Origin of the sequence: Pseudoalteromonas sp. SK18, from assembly GCF_001974855.1 — a bacterium.
In the GTDB taxonomy this organism is placed as follows: Bacteria; Pseudomonadota; Gammaproteobacteria; order Enterobacterales; family Alteromonadaceae; genus Pseudoalteromonas.
In genome coordinates, this window is the sequence record NZ_MTQB01000010.1 from 108,168 (window position 1) to 128,434 (window position 20,267).

Annotated in this window: 16 protein-coding genes and 2 pseudogenes; 12 read left to right on the top strand and 6 right to left on the bottom strand. The window is 36.4% G+C overall.

Features of this window, described 5'->3' with window-relative positions:
• Positions 1–71 precede the first annotated feature (71 nt).
• Both BW139_RS09640 and BW139_RS09645 read left to right on the top strand, forming a co-directional pair.
• The gene (locus BW139_RS09640) at positions 72–2,564 is read left to right on the top strand and encodes a S9 family peptidase (protein WP_076919483.1); all 2,493 of its coding nucleotides are present in this window, start codon (positions 72–74) and stop codon (positions 2,562–2,564) included.
• 165 nt (positions 2,565–2,729) lie between these two features.
• A complete protein-coding gene (locus tag BW139_RS09645; protein ID WP_076919484.1) occupies positions 2,730–3,434 on the top strand; it encodes a response regulator transcription factor in 705 nt (234 codons plus the stop codon).
• 4 nt (positions 3,435–3,438) lie between these two features.
• On the opposite strand, the pseudogene BW139_RS09650 reads toward BW139_RS09645, so the two are convergent.
• Positions 3,439–4,104: pseudogene (locus tag BW139_RS09650) on the bottom strand (ATP-binding protein); the annotation flags it as partial.
• A gap of 134 nt (positions 4,105–4,238) precedes the next feature.
• On the opposite strand from BW139_RS09650, the gene BW139_RS09655 reads away from it, so the two are divergent.
• The 5 genes from BW139_RS09655 to BW139_RS09675 all read left to right on the top strand — a co-directional run bounded on the left by BW139_RS09655 (position 4,239) and on the right by BW139_RS09675 (position 10,203).
• Positions 4,239–4,907: a heteromeric transposase endonuclease subunit TnsA gene (locus tag BW139_RS09655; RefSeq protein WP_036955651.1), complete on the top strand. Its 669-nt coding sequence runs from the start codon at positions 4,239–4,241 to the stop codon at positions 4,905–4,907.
• Complete coding sequence (locus BW139_RS09660; RefSeq protein WP_217697117.1) at positions 4,904–6,796, top strand: Mu transposase C-terminal domain-containing protein; 1,893 nt, start codon at positions 4,904–4,906, stop codon at positions 6,794–6,796. Before BW139_RS09655 ends, BW139_RS09660 begins: the two co-directional genes overlap by 4 nt.
• A complete protein-coding gene (locus BW139_RS09665; RefSeq protein WP_036955646.1) occupies positions 6,796–7,683 on the top strand; it encodes a TniB family NTP-binding protein in 888 nt (295 codons plus the stop codon). The genes BW139_RS09660 and BW139_RS09665 overlap by 1 nt, the downstream gene beginning before the upstream one ends.
• Complete coding sequence (locus BW139_RS09670; protein ID WP_076919487.1) at positions 7,641–8,777, top strand: TniQ family protein; 1,137 nt, start codon at positions 7,641–7,643, stop codon at positions 8,775–8,777. The genes BW139_RS09665 and BW139_RS09670 overlap by 43 nt, the downstream gene beginning before the upstream one ends.
• 505 nt (positions 8,778–9,282) lie before the next feature.
• Positions 9,283–10,203 (top strand): hypothetical protein, encoded by a 921-nt coding sequence (locus BW139_RS09675; protein ID WP_076919488.1) that lies wholly within the window; start codon positions 9,283–9,285, stop codon positions 10,201–10,203.
• 125 nt (positions 10,204–10,328) lie between these two features.
• On the opposite strand, the gene BW139_RS09680 is transcribed toward BW139_RS09675, so the two are convergent.
• The 3 genes from BW139_RS09680 to BW139_RS09690 all read right to left on the bottom strand — a co-directional run bounded on the left by BW139_RS09680 (position 10,329) and on the right by BW139_RS09690 (position 12,783).
• A complete protein-coding gene (locus tag BW139_RS09680) occupies positions 10,329–11,279 on the bottom strand; it encodes a hypothetical protein (protein WP_076919489.1) in 951 nt (316 codons plus the stop codon).
• Positions 11,280–11,314: 35 nt separating this feature from the next.
• Positions 11,315–11,770, bottom strand: a complete 456-nt coding sequence (locus BW139_RS09685; protein WP_254844960.1) for an antitoxin Xre/MbcA/ParS toxin-binding domain-containing protein — start codon at positions 11,768–11,770, stop codon at positions 11,315–11,317.
• 122 nt (positions 11,771–11,892) lie between these two features.
• Positions 11,893–12,783 carry a hypothetical protein gene (locus tag BW139_RS09690; protein WP_076919490.1) on the bottom strand — a complete coding sequence of 297 codons (891 nt, stop codon included), beginning with the start codon at positions 12,781–12,783 and terminating at the stop codon, positions 11,893–11,895.
• 407 nt (positions 12,784–13,190) lie between these two features.
• Between BW139_RS09690 and BW139_RS09695 the strand changes: the two genes are divergently transcribed.
• The 5 genes from BW139_RS09695 to BW139_RS18490 all read left to right on the top strand — a co-directional run bounded on the left by BW139_RS09695 (position 13,191) and on the right by BW139_RS18490 (position 16,230).
• Positions 13,191–14,264: a lipase family protein gene (locus BW139_RS09695; RefSeq protein WP_076919491.1), complete on the top strand. Its 1,074-nt coding sequence runs from the start codon at positions 13,191–13,193 to the stop codon at positions 14,262–14,264.
• Between the two features lie 14 nt (positions 14,265–14,278).
• Positions 14,279–14,953 carry a hypothetical protein gene (locus BW139_RS09700; protein WP_076919492.1) on the top strand — a complete coding sequence of 225 codons (675 nt, stop codon included), beginning with the start codon at positions 14,279–14,281 and terminating at the stop codon, positions 14,951–14,953.
• Between the two features lies 1 nt (position 14,954).
• On the top strand, positions 14,955–15,239 hold the full coding sequence (locus BW139_RS09705; RefSeq protein ID WP_076919493.1) for a hypothetical protein: 285 nt from the start codon (positions 14,955–14,957) through the stop codon (positions 15,237–15,239).
• Positions 15,240–15,320: 81 nt separating this feature from the next.
• Complete coding sequence (locus BW139_RS09710) at positions 15,321–16,055, top strand: DNA/RNA non-specific endonuclease (RefSeq protein ID WP_083708657.1); 735 nt, start codon at positions 15,321–15,323, stop codon at positions 16,053–16,055.
• Between the two features lie 13 nt (positions 16,056–16,068).
• Positions 16,069–16,230 (top strand): hypothetical protein, encoded by a 162-nt coding sequence (locus tag BW139_RS18490; RefSeq protein ID WP_175611406.1) that lies wholly within the window; start codon positions 16,069–16,071, stop codon positions 16,228–16,230.
• On the opposite strand, the pseudogene BW139_RS09715 reads toward BW139_RS18490, so the two are convergent.
• Both BW139_RS09715 and BW139_RS09720 read right to left on the bottom strand, forming a co-directional pair.
• Positions 16,214–16,628, bottom strand: a pseudogene (locus BW139_RS09715) (transposase); the annotation flags it as partial. The gene BW139_RS18490 and the pseudogene BW139_RS09715 sit on opposite strands and share 17 nt — an antisense overlap.
• 115 nt (positions 16,629–16,743) lie before the next feature.
• On the bottom strand, positions 16,744–20,100 hold the full coding sequence (locus tag BW139_RS09720; protein ID WP_076919495.1) for a hypothetical protein: 3,357 nt from the start codon (positions 20,098–20,100) through the stop codon (positions 16,744–16,746).
• Positions 20,101–20,267: the final 167 nt, after the last annotated feature.

Here is a 20,267-nt window from a genome sequence, read left to right on the forward strand (position 1 = left end):
TATTGGATATATGAGCATCATAACAATACATGCTATATTTGGCCAAATACCCAATAATAATAGGCATAACAATGAATTTAAGCGCATCTTGGTATCGTTACGCAAAACGTTTTACTTACTTGGCAACCCTACTTACATTAAGTAGCTTGAGTTTAACGACATTAGCCGCACCACTCGATCAATCAAAAATCCAATTTATTGGTCCGCTTGCAGAAGGCATGCAAGCCAAGCCATTTCAGACACCCCATGGTGACGTGGTTATTAGCAATTTATTGACACAACTTGAATCTAATACTGAAAGTTTTGTTGTATTTGGAAAAAAACACAAGTGGCAGCCACTTGATAAAATTAACGCGCTTACCTTAGGCGGTTTACAGGCACTTAAATTTCATATTGAAACGAACCGATTTACACAAGGCTCCTTAAACATTACAGGAATAGAGCAAGGCCAGGTTTTTATTAACGGTGAAAAGCAAACTGGTGAAAGCCAAAGCTACCCGCTTGCTTTAAATAACGGCTCACATACTGTTATTCTCATCGCCCAACAGGTTGCTAATTGGAATGATGTTAGCTTAGAGTTTGTGCCAAAAGCAGACACTGATGTTGTCACCCTAACCACCAATAAAACCAAACGTTTATCAGCAAAGCAGTTATTCGATGCACCTACTATTAGTGCCCTCTCATTGTCTCCAGATGCTAAGCATTACTTAAGCACAACTAAGCGCTATAGTGATAAAACTGGCAATGATGCACATACCATTACTGAGCTAAAAGATACTAAAAACCAGACGCTATACCGATTTGAAGCAGCCCAGCCAAGTCAGTTCATTTGGAGCCCTGATAACCAATTTTTAGTTTATTTACTCAACAATGAATTAAAGCAACTAAACCGTAAAAACTTAACAATTAAAACCTTAGCCTCTGGCCTTGAAGGCGCAAGTAACTTCAGCTTTTATAACGACAGCAGTATTTTATTTAGTTGGTCAAAATCGCCTGAAGAAAATAACAGCCTAACCAAACACCATAAAGGCCTTCAAGATCGTTGGTCATATGCTCGTACCGTTAGCCAATTATACTTACTCGATACCAAAAGTGGTTTAACCAAAGCCCTAACTGAAGGTGTATTAAGCCATCGCCTTGAAGATGCAAACAGTAACCGTGGAAAACTATTAATTAGTCGCCCTGTTATGGCAATGCAAGCTTCAACACATCCAGAAACTGAGCTAGTTGAACTTACATTAAAATCTAATAGCCTAAAATCACTAGGTAAGTTTAAAACCTTTAATCAAGCAAAATATGCCGTAAGCGACATTTACGTAGTTGCAGGCCCAGATTTTAAAAATGGTGCAGGCAGAACATTACCAAAGAATATGCTGGCTAATAATTACGATGGGCAGCTGTACTTACTAACTGATAACGCAAAAAAAGTAACGGCGTTAAGTAAACAGTTTAACCCTGCGATTGGCACATTAGAAGTACTAAGCAATGGTGATGCGCTAATCAAAGTGACAGAAAAAGACACCCAACCACTGTATTTATTTGATCTAAGTAAGCAGCGCTTTAAAAAGCTAAATACGGGCTTTGATATTGTGCAACAATTTAGTTTTTCAAATACACGTAATGCCCAGTTATTAATTAGTGGCAGTAATGCGTCGAGCGCTCAACAACTCAAGCGCTTCGACGTAAGTAAAAACAAGGTAGAGCTCATTTGGGATTCAAACCCGATTGCGTATGCCAATACGGCTATTCCTGCGCTTGAAGAATTTAACTTTACCAATAAGCGTGGCGTAGAAATCTCTGGCCGTGTTTATCTGCCAAGCAATCTTGATAAAGCCAAGAAGTACCCTGCTCTTGTGTATTATTATGGTGGCACCTCACCAGTAACACGTGGGTTTACTGGGCGTTACCCTTTTAACTTATGGGCAGCAAACGGATATGTGGTTTATGTTTTACAACCGACCGGTGCAACGGGCTTTGGGCAAACTTTTTCAGCACAACATGTGAATGCATGGGGCGACTATACCGCCGATGACATTATCCAAGGCACAGAGGCATTTTTAGCTAAATACAGTTTTGTAGACAGTAGCAAAGTAGGTAATCTTGGGGCGTCTTATGGTGGCTTTATGACTATGCTGCTTGCCACCAAAACCGATATGTTTAGCGCATCTATTGCGCATGCCGGTATTTCAAACTTAACGTCATACTGGGGTGAAGGATGGTGGGGTTATTTATACTCAGGCGAAGCCTCAAAAAATAGCTTCCCGTGGAATAATCCTCAACTTTACAGCCAGCATAGCCCTGTATTTCATGCCGATAAAGTAAATACACCATTACTGCTTATTCATGGTGACAGTGATACCAATGTGCCTGTGGGCGAAAGCTTAACTATGTACACAGCCCTAAAACTGCTTAATAAAGACGTTGAAATGATAGAGTACAAGGGGGCTGATCACCAAATATTTGCGCGCGATAAACGGTTTAATTGGTGGAGCACTATGCTGGCTTACTTTGACAAAAAGCTAAAAAATGAACCACAATGGTGGGACTCAATGTACGGCCAGTAGTCCTTTGAATGCGCACTTTGTCAATGAAATAAAAAGTGCGTATTACAAAAGTAATGCTATTAGACCAATTAGTAATATAATGTTACCGAAAAACAATAATCTCTGTGTTATGCAGACCATTAATAATGCTAATATGCAAAGCTGCAACTAAAAAAATAACAGACTATGGCAATTAATGTTTTACTGGTTGAGGATGACGAATTACTCGTAAAACGCATCCAAAACCATTTTATAAATACCGAGTTTTCTATTGACGTTGACCCCACAGGGGCCGATGCATTAAGTATTGTTAAAAGCCGTGTAAATCAGCGCAATACGATTTCCTTGGCAATAATTGATATTGTGCTGCCAAAGCGCAATGGTTTACAACTTGCCAAAGAGTTAAATACGCTCACCGATATTGGCGTTATTTTATTATCGAGTCGTGACTCACAAGCCGATCGTATTGCAGGCCTTGCTCAAGGTGCCGATGACTATATTTGCAAGCCGGTAGATTTACTTGAGCTCGAGCTAAGAATGCGCGCACTATACAAACGTGTTGCCAATAATCAAAGCGACGATGACAGTGAAGAATTTATTGAATACGCCGATTTTAAGCTTCATCCAGATAATCGCACCCTTATTACAGCCAGTGGAATTGAATCACGACTCACTGAAGCTGAACATAAAGTGCTTATTTGTTTAATCGGCAATGCAGGTAAAGCGACTTCCCGTGAAAAAATATCAGAAGATATTGGCCAGCCTGATTGGAGCCCCAACGATCGCACAGTAGATGTGTTAGTGGGTCGTTTACGTAAAAAGCTGAACGATGAAAAAGATCAAAAACGTATCGTCACCGTTCGCGGCAAAGGCTATATGCTGTCAATTTAAAGCCCTAGTATTGGGTTAACTGCGATAATAAACGCTCAAATGCCCGATAATTAAGTGCTTCTTTAAGCTCATTTAAACTAATTTGTGGTGCTCCTTTTAAATCACTTATCGTCCGCGCCACTTTAATTACTCTATGATAAGAGCGCGGCGATAACGCCAGCTTTTCACTGGCTCTAGCTAAAAACTGCAGCTCTGCTGGTGGTAACTCACAGTGTAAGCTCATTTCTTTGTTATTCAGCCGAGCATTTACTTTACCTTGGCGTTTTAGCTGAAGGGCATAAGCGGCTTCTACTCGTGCCCTCACCTCAGCACTGGTTTCTTCTGTAGTTGTACTTTGTAACTCCACGCTGCTCAACCTTGGTAGTTCAATTTGCAAATCAATTCTGTCAATAAACGGCCCCGATACTCGCGATAAATAGCGCATTACCTGATCGGGTGTCGCCCGCTTATCATGATGACACCCAGTTGGGCTAGGATTAAGTGCAGCAATTAGCTGAAACTGCGCCGGAAACTCCATTTGCCTTGCCGCGCGCGAAATAGTCACAGTTCCGGTTTCCATAGGCTCTCGTAATGAATCCAGCACTTTACGCTCGAATTCAGGCAGCTCATCTAAAAACAACACACCATTATGCGCTAACGATATTTCACCGGGCTTAGGGTTAGACGAACTGTCATTTTCATTAATTAATGCGACAATCAGTACAGGAACACCGCTTTAATATGGATTAATTGCCTTTTAATGCGACGATAATTTTTCTTTTTAGTACGAAATTCACTCAAAAATGCATTTATAGGTGCGACAAAATGACTATGACTCAAGTTAGAAAAATAGGCCCAACGAGAAGAAGTGTTTCAGGCTCATACATTTTTCAAGGGCACTCTCAAATAGATTTTGAATCTACCCTAGAAAGAGACTTTTTAATTCGTCATGAATACGCCCCTAACATCCTAGATATTATTGCTCAACCATGTGAAATACCTTTTAGAATAAATAATAAGCGTATTTACAAATACACTCCTGACTATTTGGTTTATTCTAAACTAGGTGAAAACAGCTATCACAAGTATCCAAAGCCATTACTAGTGGAGGTGAAGCCAATGACTCAACTACTGACTAACTGGAGAGACTGGAGCTCAAAATACAAAGCTGCTATTAGCTTTGCTAAAGAGCAAGGGTGGTCGTTTAGAATATTTAATGAAGCAAGAATTCACGATCAGCTATATAAAAACGCTCGCTTCTTAGAACCTTTTTCAAGAATGCACTTTTGTGAACAAGAAAATGCTGAATTATTAAAAACTATTAGAGAAATGGGCTGTGTTAAACTGAATTACGTTCTTAATAGGCATTATTGCGGTATCTATAAAGCCCAAGGTATTGCACAGCTCTGGCAACTAATTGCAAAAAGATTTGTATCCTGCAACATGCAAGAACCATTAAATGAAAATACCATCATATGGATGGAAGACCTATGAGCGATGAACTTTCCTATAAAATTGAAAGAACTCCTATAAACCTTACTGTAGGTAACTATGTAAAGTTTGAGAGTGAACACTTTAAAATATCAGAATTAATAGATTTCGATCAAATAATTGGCATTAGTACTTCTGATGGTCGAGCAAAATTATTAAGAATTAAAGAGCTATCTCCCATTGAAGAAAATTCTTCGCCCTCAGACACCGTTGACCTACAACACATATCAGATCCAGATTGGCAAGTTGCACAAAAGCGATATTCAATAATAAAAACTTTATTAGAATTTCCTCAATATGGTCGTCATGAAGTCACTAAGGTTGCAGAGCAACACGATATAAATACAGCAACACTATATCGCTGGATAAAGCGATTTAATACAAGTGGAAATATTATTTCATTAGTCCCCAAAAAAAGAGGAGTTCAATCAGGAGATTGGCGTATAGAACATGAGAAGGAGTCACTTATACAAGAAGTGATACAAGATTATTATTTAACAAAGCAAAAAGTTACAGTACAGGCGACAGTCGATGAAGTGAAACGAATATGTCATCTGAGAAATATTGAGCCTCCTAGCCCATCAACAGTAAGAAAAAGAATTTTAGCAATTCCAGAGAAAGAATCATTGTGGCGTAGAGGGCAAAAAGAAAAAGCGAAAAATAAATTCACCCCAACAGCTGGCCAATTTCCTAATGCTGATTACCCTCTAGCAGTTGTTCAAATTGACCATACCCCTGCTGATATAATTCTAGTAGATGATGAGCATAGACTTCCGCTAGGACGTCCTTGGATCACATTGGCTATGGACATAAATACCCGCATGGTTGTTGGGTATTTTTTATCATTCGACCCGCCTTCTGAAACATCATTAAGTATGTGCGTTTCCCATATGGTTATTCCGAAAGAAGACTGGCTAATTCTTCACAATGTAAATGCAGATTGGCCTGTTTGGGGGTTTCCAAGAACCATTCATGTAGACAATGGTGCCGATTTTCGTTCAAATAACTTTAAAAAATCATGTGCAACTTATGGTATAAACCTTGAATTCCGCCCTGTAAAAACACCGAGATATGGGGGGCATGTAGAGCGTTTACTCGGAACTTTGTTAAAGGAAATTCATAAATTACCTGGTACAACTTTCTCTTCAATCAAAGATCGCGATGAATATGACTCAGACAAAAATGCAGCGCTAACAAAGAGTGAATTTGAAGAGTGGTTGGTGAATTTAATTTGCCGTGTTTACCATCAAAAAGAGCATACATCATTAGGTATGTCGCCTATTAAAAAGTGGGAAATCGGTATTTTTGGGAGTAACAACGAGCCTGGAATTGGTATGCCTCCTAGGCATAATGACAAACAAAAACTTATGCTTGATTTCCTTCCTGTCATTTATAGAACAGTTCAATCCTCAGGAATACAGATTGATAAAATTTTTTATTATTCAGAAGCATTAAGGCCTTGGATAAATGCAGAAGACCCTGAGACAAATAAAAAAAGAAAATTTATTTTCCGTCGTGACCCCCGTGATATCAGTGTATTATGGTTTTTTGATCCTGAGTTAAAACAATACTTTAGAATTCCTTACGCGGATCAATCTCTACCAAGTATGAGCTTGTGGGAGCTTGAAATAGCAAAGAAGAAACTAAAAGAGCAAGGTAATACATCAGCTAATGAAGCTCAGATTTTGAATGCGCTCACTTACATGCGTGAAATAATAAATGAAGCAAGTCAAAAAACTAAGAAAGCGCGTCGTCAACGACAAAAACAAACCGAGTATGCAAAAAAACTGGAGCCAACCAACCCTCTAAAGAGCAAAATCCCAATAAAAACTTCTGATAGTGCGGCTCTAGTTTTGCTAGATAACATTGATAGCTTTACGGATATATCATAATGAACTTAGATCACATTCACCCTGATTTTAGGCATATTATTAACCTTTCCGATAAAGAAAGAATTAACTTTATGGATATGCCTCGTTGGATAGGTTATAGCAAGGCTAAAGAAACGTTAGATACCTTACAGGGGTTAATGCTCAAACCTAACAAGCCAAGAATGCGTAACTTACTTTTAGTTGGTGACTCCAATAATGGTAAAACAACCATAATTAGGCGTTTTTTTGATTTATGCGGCGAAGCATATGTTAACGAAAATCAAGATCCTGTTAAACCAATTATCTTAGCAGAATCACCTCCTAGTGCTGATGAAAAAAGCCTATATATTTCTCTCTTAGAAGAGTTTTTCACGCCATACAGGGCAACTGATGCTAAAGCGAAGCTAAGATACCAAGTCATACACTTATTTCGAAGCTGTAAAGTAAATATGCTCATAATTGATGAATTTCACTCATTACTTACAGGCTCGCCAATTAAACAACGTGAAGTAATGAACGCTATAAAATTATTATGTAATGAACTAGCGATACCTGTAGTTGGTGTTGGTACAAAAGAATCTGTAAGAGTTTTACATACGGATCCTCAGCATGCCAGTCGGTTTGACGTATTATCCCTGCCCTTGTGGGAGCTAGATGTTGAATTTCAAAAAGTCCTCGGAAGTTTTGAAAAGGTTTTGCCACTGAAACAGCCATCAAAACTACACACACCCGAGCTAGCCAAACTACTTCATGCTTACTCTGGAGGTAATTTAGGTGATTTACATCGTCTTATCATTGAATGTGCGACTGAAGCAATTGTCTCTGGTAAGGAATTTATTGACATCGATATAATAAAGTCAAAATCATGGGTCAGACCTACACGTGGCATCAGGGAAATATCCCTGTAAATCCAAAGTGGCTACTAACTACGCCACTGCAACAAAATGAAATATTTTCATCTTGGATTATTAGACTCGCATTAAAGAATGGTATTTCACCTCTTGCGATCGCTGCCTATTTTTGGCCTGAAAAAAGAATTTGGACGTCAGATATTGATAGAGGTATCTCCGTTGAACAACTAAAAGAATTAGCAGTTCAAACAGGACTTGTGTCGCAAAAAATAAGGCTTAGTTTCCTAGATAATATTTTTATTGATAAAATTACCAACGAATTACCTGTTCATGGAAGCTGGCCATGGTTGTTACCATTAGGGTGTAGAAACTTACGTCGTTCCATTGCCACACAGTACTGTCCTATTTGCTTCTCAACAGATAGAGCGCCTTATATAAGACTCTCTTGGCGCTTTGCTTGGCATACCTGTTGTGAGCATCATCATGTGAAACTACAGCAAACCTGCCAACAGTGCGGAGCCTATTTTCTTCCACATAAATTAACTCCTGATGCTACCTCTCTTGCTTGTTGTTATCAGTGCAAAACAAATTTAACCACCCATAACCTATCGACGAGCTGTAATCCTTCAGCATTAAAAATGCAGAATACACTTGATGAAACCCTACATAATGGCATTGGTATGTTAGGAAAAAGAATCACTTGTACTAGCTTAGACTACTTCACAGTAACTCATTTACTTTTACAGGTTATTAGAAAAGCAAACAACTCCCCAGAATCTTCTCTTAGCCAAATAGTTTTTAAAGAACTAGGCAGCACACCAAAAGTTTCAGACTTGAATGAAGGAATTGCTTATGAAGCGTCCAACTTTACACTCAGGGAACAATTAATGGCCCAATGCTACCATGTGTTTGTTCTTCGCTTTGATGAGTTTTTCGTAGAGTGCTCCAAAGCCAAGCTAAATCTGACATCTCTATTCGATTCAAGACAAGTGATACCGAGCTTGTTAGAGCAATTATTATTTGACCTTCCCCCATCGAAAAAGAAATACAAGACAAACCGACTGAACAAAAATTTAAGACCTAAATCAAAAATTGCAGTCCAAAGAAAATGGATGCGTCTCCTCCGAAAATACCACATGAAGAAACAATAACATGGCTCAACATTGTGACGAATGCGGAAAATCTGTAAATCATATTCATCGTAATTTTTTTGGGATAAAGTACTGCGCTACATGCTATGCGAGGGAGTTTATAAGCAAGCCTTGTACACAATGTGGGAAATCAAAGCGTCTACTGCGTTCAATCCCTAACAGTATTTGTAACGAATGTTTAAAACGTCGCCCGTGCTTAAGGTGTGGGCGCATAAATAGACCTATAGGAAAACTAACTAAAGGTGGTCCCGTTTGCAATAGCTGCTCCTTATACTACCGCCCTGAACAGCATTGTGAAAAGTGCGGTAAATCTAGCAAAGCCCTAAGTCGAAATTTGAAATCTAGCGATAAAATAAGGATATGTAATAGCTGTCGCAACAGTGAGCATAAAACATGTCAAAGATGTAGACGCTATAGACCCATTTTTGCATACGATATCAATGGCTCTATATGTCGTAAATGCAAGGAAATAGGGTATATAAAATGTCCTGAGTGTAATGATGAAATGCCTGCTGGAAGAGGCAAGCAATGCGAACTCTGTTATAAAAAAGCACTTTTCAAAAAACGGGTTCTGATATGCCTTAAGTGCTTAGAGACTCCGGAAATAAAAAATGAGTGGGTTACATTTTCAGAGTGGCTTTTGACATATAAGCCAATAAATCAAATCGTTAGTAAAATAAATAGGTATATAAAGCTTTTTCAGTACCTTGACTCTAAGCATCAAAAAATACCAAGCCAACAAATTTTAGCCAGTGAGTTAAGCATTGCTACTTTAAGGCGCTACCTGTACTTTAAGCAGTGGCTAACATACCTTGGTCGATATAATTTATCAGAGCTTGATCAATCATTGATATCTGACACACTTCATATACAAAATACTCTCAATTTCTTCCCTATTGGAACTCAACCTCACAGACTAATAAATACGTATTACACTGAGTTGAAGTTGAAAAAAGATGCAAAAAAGTTAAAAACGAGGACTATTAGACAAAATCTATCAACAGCTCTCAAATTATTAAAAATAGCTGTAAGTTTAAATTTAAAACAGCCTAATATTCAATGCTTCAAGCTAGCACTAAAAGATTCACCAGGGATCATAAATACTTTAAAAAGCTTCGCACAATTTTTGGAAACTGCGCACTCTATAGTCATAGGTGACTTTAAGGCAAGTAGTAAAAATAAACGGGTAGAGAAACTAGAAGCAACTTTAATTGCCCAATTAGAACAGCGGAACAAACCTTTAGACATAACTATATGGGTGCAATATGGTTTAGAGTATTTCCATGGAGTAAGTCCACAATCATTTACTAAGGCACAGGACAAATTATCTGTTGTAAAACAAGATGAAAGTGGAATATTAGTTAAATTGGGCACCTTAATTTATTGGCTTCCATATCCAAATAGTGCGGTTAAAAAAGAAGAGTAGTAATATCCATATGTAGCTAATTATTGATAATTACGTTGAATAATCTTTACTCTATTTTTTATACACGTATTTACTACGTTACTTAGTCATGTAGCAATATACTATTTATTCCAAATATAAACGTACTAATTACTAATATGAACCATTCGAGTGCATGCAGTGCACTCTATTTTTTCAACCGAGTATGAGACATGCTCCGTAGAGTGAGCCCATACATTTTGGCAGAATGGGCATCTAAACCACCGTGTTTCATATCGCTTAGGAGAAGCATTTAAGTCCGTGATATATGCATTAGATTTTTTTGCATCATGTCTATAATTAGAGAAATTCATCCCTGATATAGGGTTGTATTCCGTAGTATATTCTTGCTCATTCAGTGTTTTGAGGTATTCAGCTTTCTCTGCTAGTTTCTTTTTTTGGTTTTTGGATCTGTAATAATGAGTAATTCGCTCGATTTTAGCTGGGTGGTAAAGCCACTTTTTTATACTTAGGTCATTTAGAAGCCTTTGCTCAACATTAAGCCTATAACTATTTTTTAACCCTTCTATATACTCTTTGAAATCTGATATATCTATTTCAATTACAGCACTCTTTTTGCCCGTGTTAACTCTGTACTGAGAAATTTCATCATGAAAGGTTACGACTAAAGTTATATCGCATTCATTGGTATGGAGTATTGCTAATTCACTTAGTTCACTTTCATTAGATGGGTTAAGTGTAATATTAGACTGATAATGATGAGTCTTAGCCTCGACTATTGGAATAGCTTCTAACGCCCCTTCGAGAGATTGATTTACAACATAATTTGGAATTTTAATTTCGGTATTATCTAATATGATTTCTCGGCATAGCCAAAATATAGCTCTTTTAGGGCTAATATCGCATGGCTTATCTTTTGAGTTTACCTTAGGGGCATGTTTAAAGTGATCTCTGCGTATACCGTTTTGAAAAAAGAAAGCGGAAAGAGCCATTCCACAACTAATACAAACACAATCACATGCCAACCCACTGGTAACTTCATCTATAAAAACTAGTGACCCATTTTTACTTTTACCAAACGGTATTAATACCTCCATGACACCTCCAATGCTTAAATGACATTACCAACTCTTTATGCAGTAAAGCCCTGTTCAAGCCCACTAATAATCCGTTTAATTAGCTCACGTCCGCGTATAGTGTCAATAACAGATGTGGGCTTGTTATTATGGAACTGAATATGTGGGGTCGTTAACCAATGGTTCCATCTATTAACATCACCAAAGTAGGCAACACCAACCAATGATAGCTTTGCTAGCTCCAACATATTCTGACTTGCCGATAGATTAAAAGGCTTATTGTTCTTTTTATGGCGTTCAATTGTCTTAACGCTAACCCCAGTTACTTTTGCAAGAAAAGTTAAATTCCAATACAAGCTTTTCCTAAATAGATTTACATCACGAAATATTATGCCTGCACTAACAACCTTAATTTCACATAGTGGGTTTGAGCTATAGGTCATTTTTCCACCAGTGACTATCTTTATAAAATCGATATCAGTATCGGCTGTATTCATGTTGGGCTTATTCATAAAAAACACCATCAATAGTTAAATACCACATAGATTTTAGCACCGATGTCGCTCTACCTTAGAAATGTATCAAACGATGATTTATGCGCCTATATAAACGTTTATCTAAGATTTTTAGTACTTTAGATAATTGCGGTAAGTGCCGGTAAAAACGGCGCTACAACAGGACCATAAACTTGCATATGGTCGGATAAAACAGACATGAACTTATTATAGTTAACTTTAAAAGCGTCAGTTCCTTGGCTGTCACGCATTTCTTCTACCGTACCTATTATTTGCTCTTTAGACTTTTCAGTCCCATTTGTTTCAAGTAAGGTTTGCAACAACTTATTGAATATTTCATTTTGTTCATTATTAATAGCATGCTGCCTTACATGATTACTACCTGTAGCAAGATTTTGCACATTACCAGCGATGTGTGTATGAAAGATTTGCTGGACCTTTTCTTCTGCCACAGGCTGTGAATTCAGTGGTGCATCTCCAGCCTCAGGGGCTTCAGACTCTATTTCTAGTACAAAATTTAATACTCGATTCCGGATCATGTCTAATATGCCAACAAGTGCATTAACTGGAATAACCTTCCATGCTTGAAGACAGTTCATTGCTTGATATATGTTTTGCCCAACATGAGCGGTAAAATCAGCAGGCCAAAACTCTTGAACTGAGCCTCCGTCAGAGCTTTGAATAAGCGACTCGAGAGAAGATACTGGCTGAGCAAGATAAACCGTGTACAGACCCTCTCGGAAGTCTTTAGGGATACAACGACTAGGTATTTCAGCATTATTCATAGCTGAACCAAAGCCACCAGAAAAATGGCCTCGGCACGCTACAGCCATGATTCGGTATTCCGGTAATAAACCCCTATCGGTAAAGCCATTAAGCTCAGACTCTATCCAAGCACTAAACTCTGAGCTTCCGAGCCTTGCTGCTAATATTTTGCACTTTCTAAGTAGTGTCGAAATTGGCTCATTTGCATCTACAGCTGAGTTTTGTATATCCCTTAATAATGACACATTGGCTCCATTAGGCTTATCCTTGTATTTTTATATAGCTTGAGCTTATTGTATAAGCAACGTGACTTCAAGAAAGATTAGACGCTACAATTAAAGAGTTTTTTCTTAAAAGTAGTCAATCAATTTTTGAAAAACTGAACGTATTAAATCATTCTCTAAAATCGTAAAATTTAATCAACTAGGTAATGTTATTTTGTAAAGTTCATTTAGTTTTGTATAACTTCTTCATGCAATATCAATGGAAATAAAAGAAAAGTGTGTACAAAATACAAGCAAAAAATGTAATCCTCGCTAAAGTCAATAAATCTGGCTAATATACAACCGAATAGTGGTTCAATAATACACAGTGAACAAGCTAACTATAATAAAAAATATCTACCATTAAAGTTACAAGGAATTAGTTATATATGCCCAATAAATATTTTATATGTAAAGACGATGCTACAAAAGCAGAGCAATTACTAGCAAAAAAACTACCTACGTATCGACAAGCTTATAGTGACAGAACTGCATGGATAATGTCAGTGATGGCTGAGTTAGCATATATAAGATTTAACCCGTTATTTCCTGAAAACGGAACTACTGAGTTCATAAGAGATCATTTTATTAAAAATGTGGAGTCTCTTGTTGGGAATAAAAACTCTAAGATAGTTTCAGCACTAATAAATAAAATAAATTACGACCATACGATAGAGAAAGCTAAACTAGAAGGTAACCTTAACGAATTTAAATTTAAACTTTTAAAAACTTTTGATAACAATGACACACAAGCAATACTTGTAGATGCAGGAAGTTATATCATATTGAGTTTTAGAGGAACTGAAGCCGATAGCATACAAGATATAAGGTCTGACACTAAAGCTAATATAACAAAATGTGCAGTCTCAGAAGGTAATATTCATACTGGCTTCAGAGATGCGTTTGATTGTGTTCGTCGTGAAGTGGAAGATGAAATCAACAAAGCTCAATATTCAGAAAAACCATTATTTATTACTGGGCATAGCCTAGGTGGTGCTTTAGCTATAGTAGCTACAAAATACCTTACTCATAAAGGTGGTATTGCTGCATGCTATACCTTTGGCTCCCCTCGTGTAGGAAATGATGATTGGGTTAATAACATTAAGACACCTATTCACCGCTTAGTTAACGCTGCCGACTCTGTATCAATGCTACCTCCTGGGGATGTTGCTATTTCAACGGCAAGTTTTCTTTTGAGATTTATTCCTAGTGTTGGTGAGCCAATTTCAAAGTGGTTATCTGATAAGTTCGGTAGATATATGCATGCAGGAAATATGCGTTATCTAACTAACTGTAAACCAGGCGACTTTAGTGACGTGAGAGTACTTTACTCTGTTAGCTTTACTTATCGAATAAAGGCATTAATTGTTAAATCACTACCATTCGGAAAGTTACTTTCAGACCACTCAATAAGTACTTATAGTAAAAAGCTAATGATAATTGCTAATAAGCGAAATCAATAAAGTAAGGACGTGTTATGTTAAAAAAAGCAAGTTTATTTTTATCTGTATTTTATCTTAGCGCTTGTACTTCTATACCACCCGAAGCGCCAGAGTTATCAATTGAATTAGGTAAAAGAGTCACTTCTATAGAATCTGCAAACCTTACTTTATTACACCGTTTTTTTGATCAAAAACGTGTTGAAATTGATCGATTTATAGAGCAAGAATGGTTACCTGAATTCTCTGAGAATTTTTTCAATAAGGAAAAAACCAATAAAGTATGGAATGAAGTTGTTAAGTCACAGGACAAAAAAGATAGAATTAAATTTATTCTTATAGCTGGGCCTGCAATTCAAAATCAAATAAATAGTAAGCGTTCTGAACTAGTAGGTGAAATAGATGCTCTAGAGCGAGAAGTACAAAGAAAAATAGAGGCTGAATATAATCAAGTAAGGTCAATAAATAACGTATTAACTAGCTTTTTAACTAGCGCTGCTGAGGTAACAGAAAATAGAAGTAGATATATGAATATGATTGGCATCAATGAAATTAAAGTAGAAAAATTGATTAATGATACTGACCAAATAGTCAATAAACTATTGGACACCTCTACCGATACAGATGATAAAGTGATGAAAGCTAAGATCTTTAAAGATAAAATTCAAAAACTGAGAGCTGAAGTTATTAACTGGAATACAAAGGAGAAATAATATGGCAATTGATTGGGATGCATTTGAGAAAGATGTTAAAAGTGATGCAAAAGCAGCTGCAAATGAAACTAATAATAACCTATCTAGCCGAATATCATCTGTTTCAAAGTTGAATGATGAAGAAATCAAAGAGTTATTTCCAAATCCCGAAGATGCAGAAAAGTTAGCCATGTTAATTAAAGCGGTAAAGACTGCTGACGATAAAAATAAGAAACTAAATGAAATCATGTCAAATTCGGAAGAAGTGGCTGGGATTTTGGTTAGGTTAATAGATAAGCTGACCTAATTTTTTCACTCTTCACCCTTCAAAACCCAGATGTGGAAGAGCAGCTGATTGCTCCCCTAAAAGTTAATAGGAAGAATTAATTTGAACAAAATAATATCTATTCCACTAGTTGCTTTTTGTTTTTCATCTTCTGCAGAAATTAGAAGTGTTCATTGCCCTTTAGGTTGCCCAAGCTTGTATATAGAGAAAAATGATGTTGTGTTTAATCATACTTATGCCCTAAGTAATAACCCAACAACTAAATTTGCTGATTGGGTAGCCTATGAAGTAAACGTTCTCAATTTTGGTGTTAGCCCAGGGCGAGCATGGGGTAATGATTCATTGATTGATGATGATGAATCATTAGAAGAGCCTGATTATAAAAATGCATTTAAAGAGTTAAAAACAGATAGAGGTCATCTAGCTCCTCTAGCTAGTTTCGCTGGAAATAAGAACTGGAATGAACTTAATTACTTATCAAATATAACGCCTCAAAAATCAGCTTTGAATCAAGGTTCATGGGTTGAATTAGAAAGTGCTATTCGTGATGCCGTTAGTTTTCGAAATCCTCTATATGTCATTACAGGGACATTATATTTAGAAAATGAAAAACCATTACCGAAGGCTGATGAAAGTCATAAAGTCCCTTCCGCGTATTTTAAAGTTATCTATGACTTAAATGGACACTCTGCAAGCTTTATCTTTGATCAAGAGCTGCCCAGAAAAGCAAAATATTGTCAGCAACATATCAGTAATCAAAAAATGAATAATTCTATTCCATACTCAATGCCAAGCTTCACTGATTCTACTTTGATACTTAAACAATTAGGTTGTTAATAAAAAGAAATGGATGAGCTTTTTGATTTTTCCAGAAGATATTTACAATGATGTGATGGGTTATTTTGGTTACAGCTATACTCTTACAACCTCATTACACTATAGTGATGTAATTATAGAAAAGCTCTATGGATTACGCTTTAATGATGTAACTAACAATTATTTAAATCGCTAAGCACAGACAACCAATAATTTTTATTAGTTCAGACAAGTGAAGGCCAAGTATCTCTTTTTTACCGAGAATCGTTAACCTCATGCCCATGCTGAACATGGATAGGATTTTTGAGTGTATTTCATCACTGAACGTGGTTTAATTTTTTTGACGATTTGAGGCTCAAAGCTCCCACTGCAATCTCTTGGGGTATATAGCTCAAAATTGCCAACCGATGATTTAACAGCTTTAGTACTAGAGCCATTTCTAGGGTTAGGTTTCTGCTCATTATTCAGATGTTGCTCAAACTCAGCCAGAAGCGCTGACTCGGTTAATTGTTTGATAAGTGATGTTAGCACACCATCTTTACAATTAAATTTTTTACCTGCTTGAAGTGCCCTAACTTCACCTTCGAAGTTGATTTGTTATGTGTCATTCCTGCTTTTACCCGTTTACTGAAATGACACAGTTTTTTGAACACTACCTTGTTTTGCCACATTAACATATGCTTCAAAAAAGAGTATTCAGCTATCTAATTCAATCTTTTTTAAGCAAACCTGATATTTTATTCTCTAGCTCCTCAAAAAAGATCATTTCAATATTAAGATTACTAAATGAATTGTAATAATGAACAGGAACTACTTGTTTAAAAAGTAAAACTACATAGATTTTTTCTATTTTTTCGAGCTTCAAAAAACTTTCTACTTTTTCTATATTATTTTGAAGAATGTCACATCGCTCGAGATGTTTTTTTAATCTGTCAGAAGAACCATTTGTTCTTGATGTACCTCTAAACTCATGAACCTGCTTGGCAATTTCTCCTTGTGTTTTAGCAAACTCTAAGCTCTTACACTCGACAAAAAAAACAGTATTCAATTCAGGATTCCATGATAAAACATCAATATCCCCATAATTTCTCTCAGTTTTCTTTGTTAAAATTTGTGAGACATTGACATCTGATAAAGCTCGCATACCTAATTTCTCGAATTCATTTTTTGCCTGCTCATTAAAGGCGTGCCCTGACTTATTTCGAACTTCTCCAACCCAAGACTTCATTTGTTTAGATTTAAAAAAACTCCCATCATAAGTGCCATCAAATGAATTAGCGATGAGGGAAGCTAAACCTTTTCTTACTAAGCTTGGTGAAATAAGGTAATAGTCTTTTATTGAAATTATCGGCTTAGATACAACAGATAACCTACGCTTGTACTTCCAAGGGCTTATGTCAGCTACTTTATATCCCCTCGGGAGGTTCTCCCATTTCTCACGTTCAAATAAAGTAAATTGATTTATAAACTTTAAAAAAGTTTCTTTTTTAATTTCAGTATCAGAAATGGATTCGAGCAAGTGTTTGTATTCTATTTTATATACTGGCGTTTCATTTTTTAATCCAATGTCTTCGAAATGGTCAAGAATAGATAAGACATCATTTATAGTCATCCCATACTCAGCACACCAAGAAGCATCATATGTTTTATCTATTCTTGTATGTTTTTTTTCATGGCTTGGGTTAAATTGGTCACTGAGTTTTTTAGCTGATTGCTCTATTAATTTATTTTGAATTCTATCTCCGTAGGGCATTACTACCTTGTCATAGAAAGAATGATCATAATGAACATCACCTAGTCCTGTGATCTTAATTGTAGGATCGACCATCTCATAGTGGATAGCATCGGACAAGTTACCGAACTGAAACAAGGCTATTGCGTAGATAATTAAATTTTGAGTATCTATTTTGTTTGGCCTTAACTTTTGAGTAGATGAAGCCTCACAAAGTGCCATCTCTATCAGAATTCTAACACCAGATAATGTCGCGTTATTACTAGATACTCTATCTAAGGTTACGCTTTTTATCTCTTCAATATTTTCGTGCAGCCCAAGTATTGCAGGATATGTTCTTTGCCAATGAATGGTGTCACATTCAACAGCTTCATGTTGAAGTAATAAGTATTTGATGAGTTCTTCTTTATTGAACTTCGCCAAAGTTTCTTTTATTTTAAGCCACAGCGACCAATTCAGGCCTTTAAGATACTCTGTGCATTCAGTTTTTTTAGTAAGCTGAAGCGATTTTCCAGTATAAATGTCAAACCATCCCAACCCAATTTTCGATGTAGCATGATCAATTTCATTTTGTAGTATAGGTTCTGGTAAACTATTTTTGAAAAAATCAATAAATGAAGCTGCACTATATAGATGAACATGCTTAGCATAGTCATTTTTTATTATAAGTTTAAAAATATTTTCAAGTAAATTAACCTTTGAATCGGCAAATGCACTGCTGATAACAGCGTCAATAATTGATGAAACTATATTTGACTCAGCAAAGTTTTCAAGCCTATAGAAACCTGCAAGATACCCTTTTTTAAAAGATATATTTATAAACATAATATCAGACTCAATCTGAGTACTAAGAGATGTTAATTTTTTTAATTCATCAAGTGAGGGGATACTTTCAAACTCTGAGGGTACATCTATATCTGAAAGCTGATAATCAATATATATATAACGATACGGGAATATTAAGCCTTTGCTATTGAACGCCACATCAATTTTTAGAAGCCAATTACAAATAGCCAGCCAAATTCTATAGTACAAATCACGATTGCATTCACTAAATATAATAGGCTTACACCACCAAGAAGTAAATTCTCCGTCTATAAACGCCAGCAACTCTCCTTTATTGACATGATCAACTGAAGCAAAAATAGGTCTAAATCTATCTTCATTGAAATAGCTTCCTGCGTTTAACCTTCTCACTTCAACTTTATTACCTTGCGGATCAACTACTATCTGCTTAAATTTATCATATTTAGATTCCCAGCGAGCCTCTACTAACTCATTCTGGCCTATCATCATAAAGAAGTTATTTATTCCAGCTAATTCAGGAGGTAAATTATCATGGGGAACTATATCTCCACTATTGTTTTTTGCCCATGAATATAGGTTTAATAGGCCATTAATATTTTGCGTGATTACACCGGCTTCAGTTACTTTTGTTTTAGCTTCAATAAGACTCCAAAAGCCACTTACACACATACAAGAAAGCTCACTAAATGTGTCGAGGTCAGGGCCTGAAACTACTTCAACTCGCCAATTTGGGGCTTGTAAGCCTTTGTCTAAGTCAAAAGCCAATTGACGTCCCCATCCACAACCTACAATTAATGATAACCCCTGCTCTAAAAGTGGATGACTTTTTGCAAAAGACTGACTTTTTTTCACAGCACTTACAATGTGATTACTTTTGTTGAATGATGAATAACTATTGATGTAACCGTTTTCGTAATGGATAAAATCGTCAAAAACAAGGATAATATGAATCAGTCTGCAGTCATCTATTCCAACAATGCACTCAGCCCCAATTATGTCCTTAGACTCATTTTTTATAGGCGAAAAGGAAACATTTTTTAGATCTCCCAAAACATCTAATTCATTAGAAAAATGATTAACCCAAGTAAAATTAAATGACTCCTGTAAGGGGCCTAAATAATGGTGCTTATCACACCATTCAATAATATTTGTTCTTATAGCAATACTTACTGCTGTCGGTAAGGCTAGTAATAGTTCATCTTCACTGATTTTTACAAGAGGCTGTATTTCTAGAATTGAACTCCCAAATGTCCCATGTCCAACCTGAGAATAATCTGAAGACTCCAAAATAAATGGATCAAGGTTGGAAATATCTATTCCCAATGATTTCAGATCAGATATTTTGATTAATGTGCGATCGGCAACCTCATCTAAGTCCGCTAGAGAAGCTTCTGATAAAGCACTAATTGGGTGCTCATTACCGCGCTCAAAAGCCTGTAAACCAGCTCTAACTAATGTGAAATTTGATATTTTTAAAAGTGCATAGATTGCATCTTTCAAAGAGATAAAAGGCTCATGGTCGGGCATGCCTCTAAGGATCTCTATAAATACTTGACAATAAAAACTATGAATCGCCCCGTGTTTGCCAGAGACTCAATAACTTGAGAAACTGGAACTATGAAAAAATCAAATCGCTATACATCAGAATTTCGTGAACGTGCAATTAGGCTTGTTACCACACAACAGCATGAATA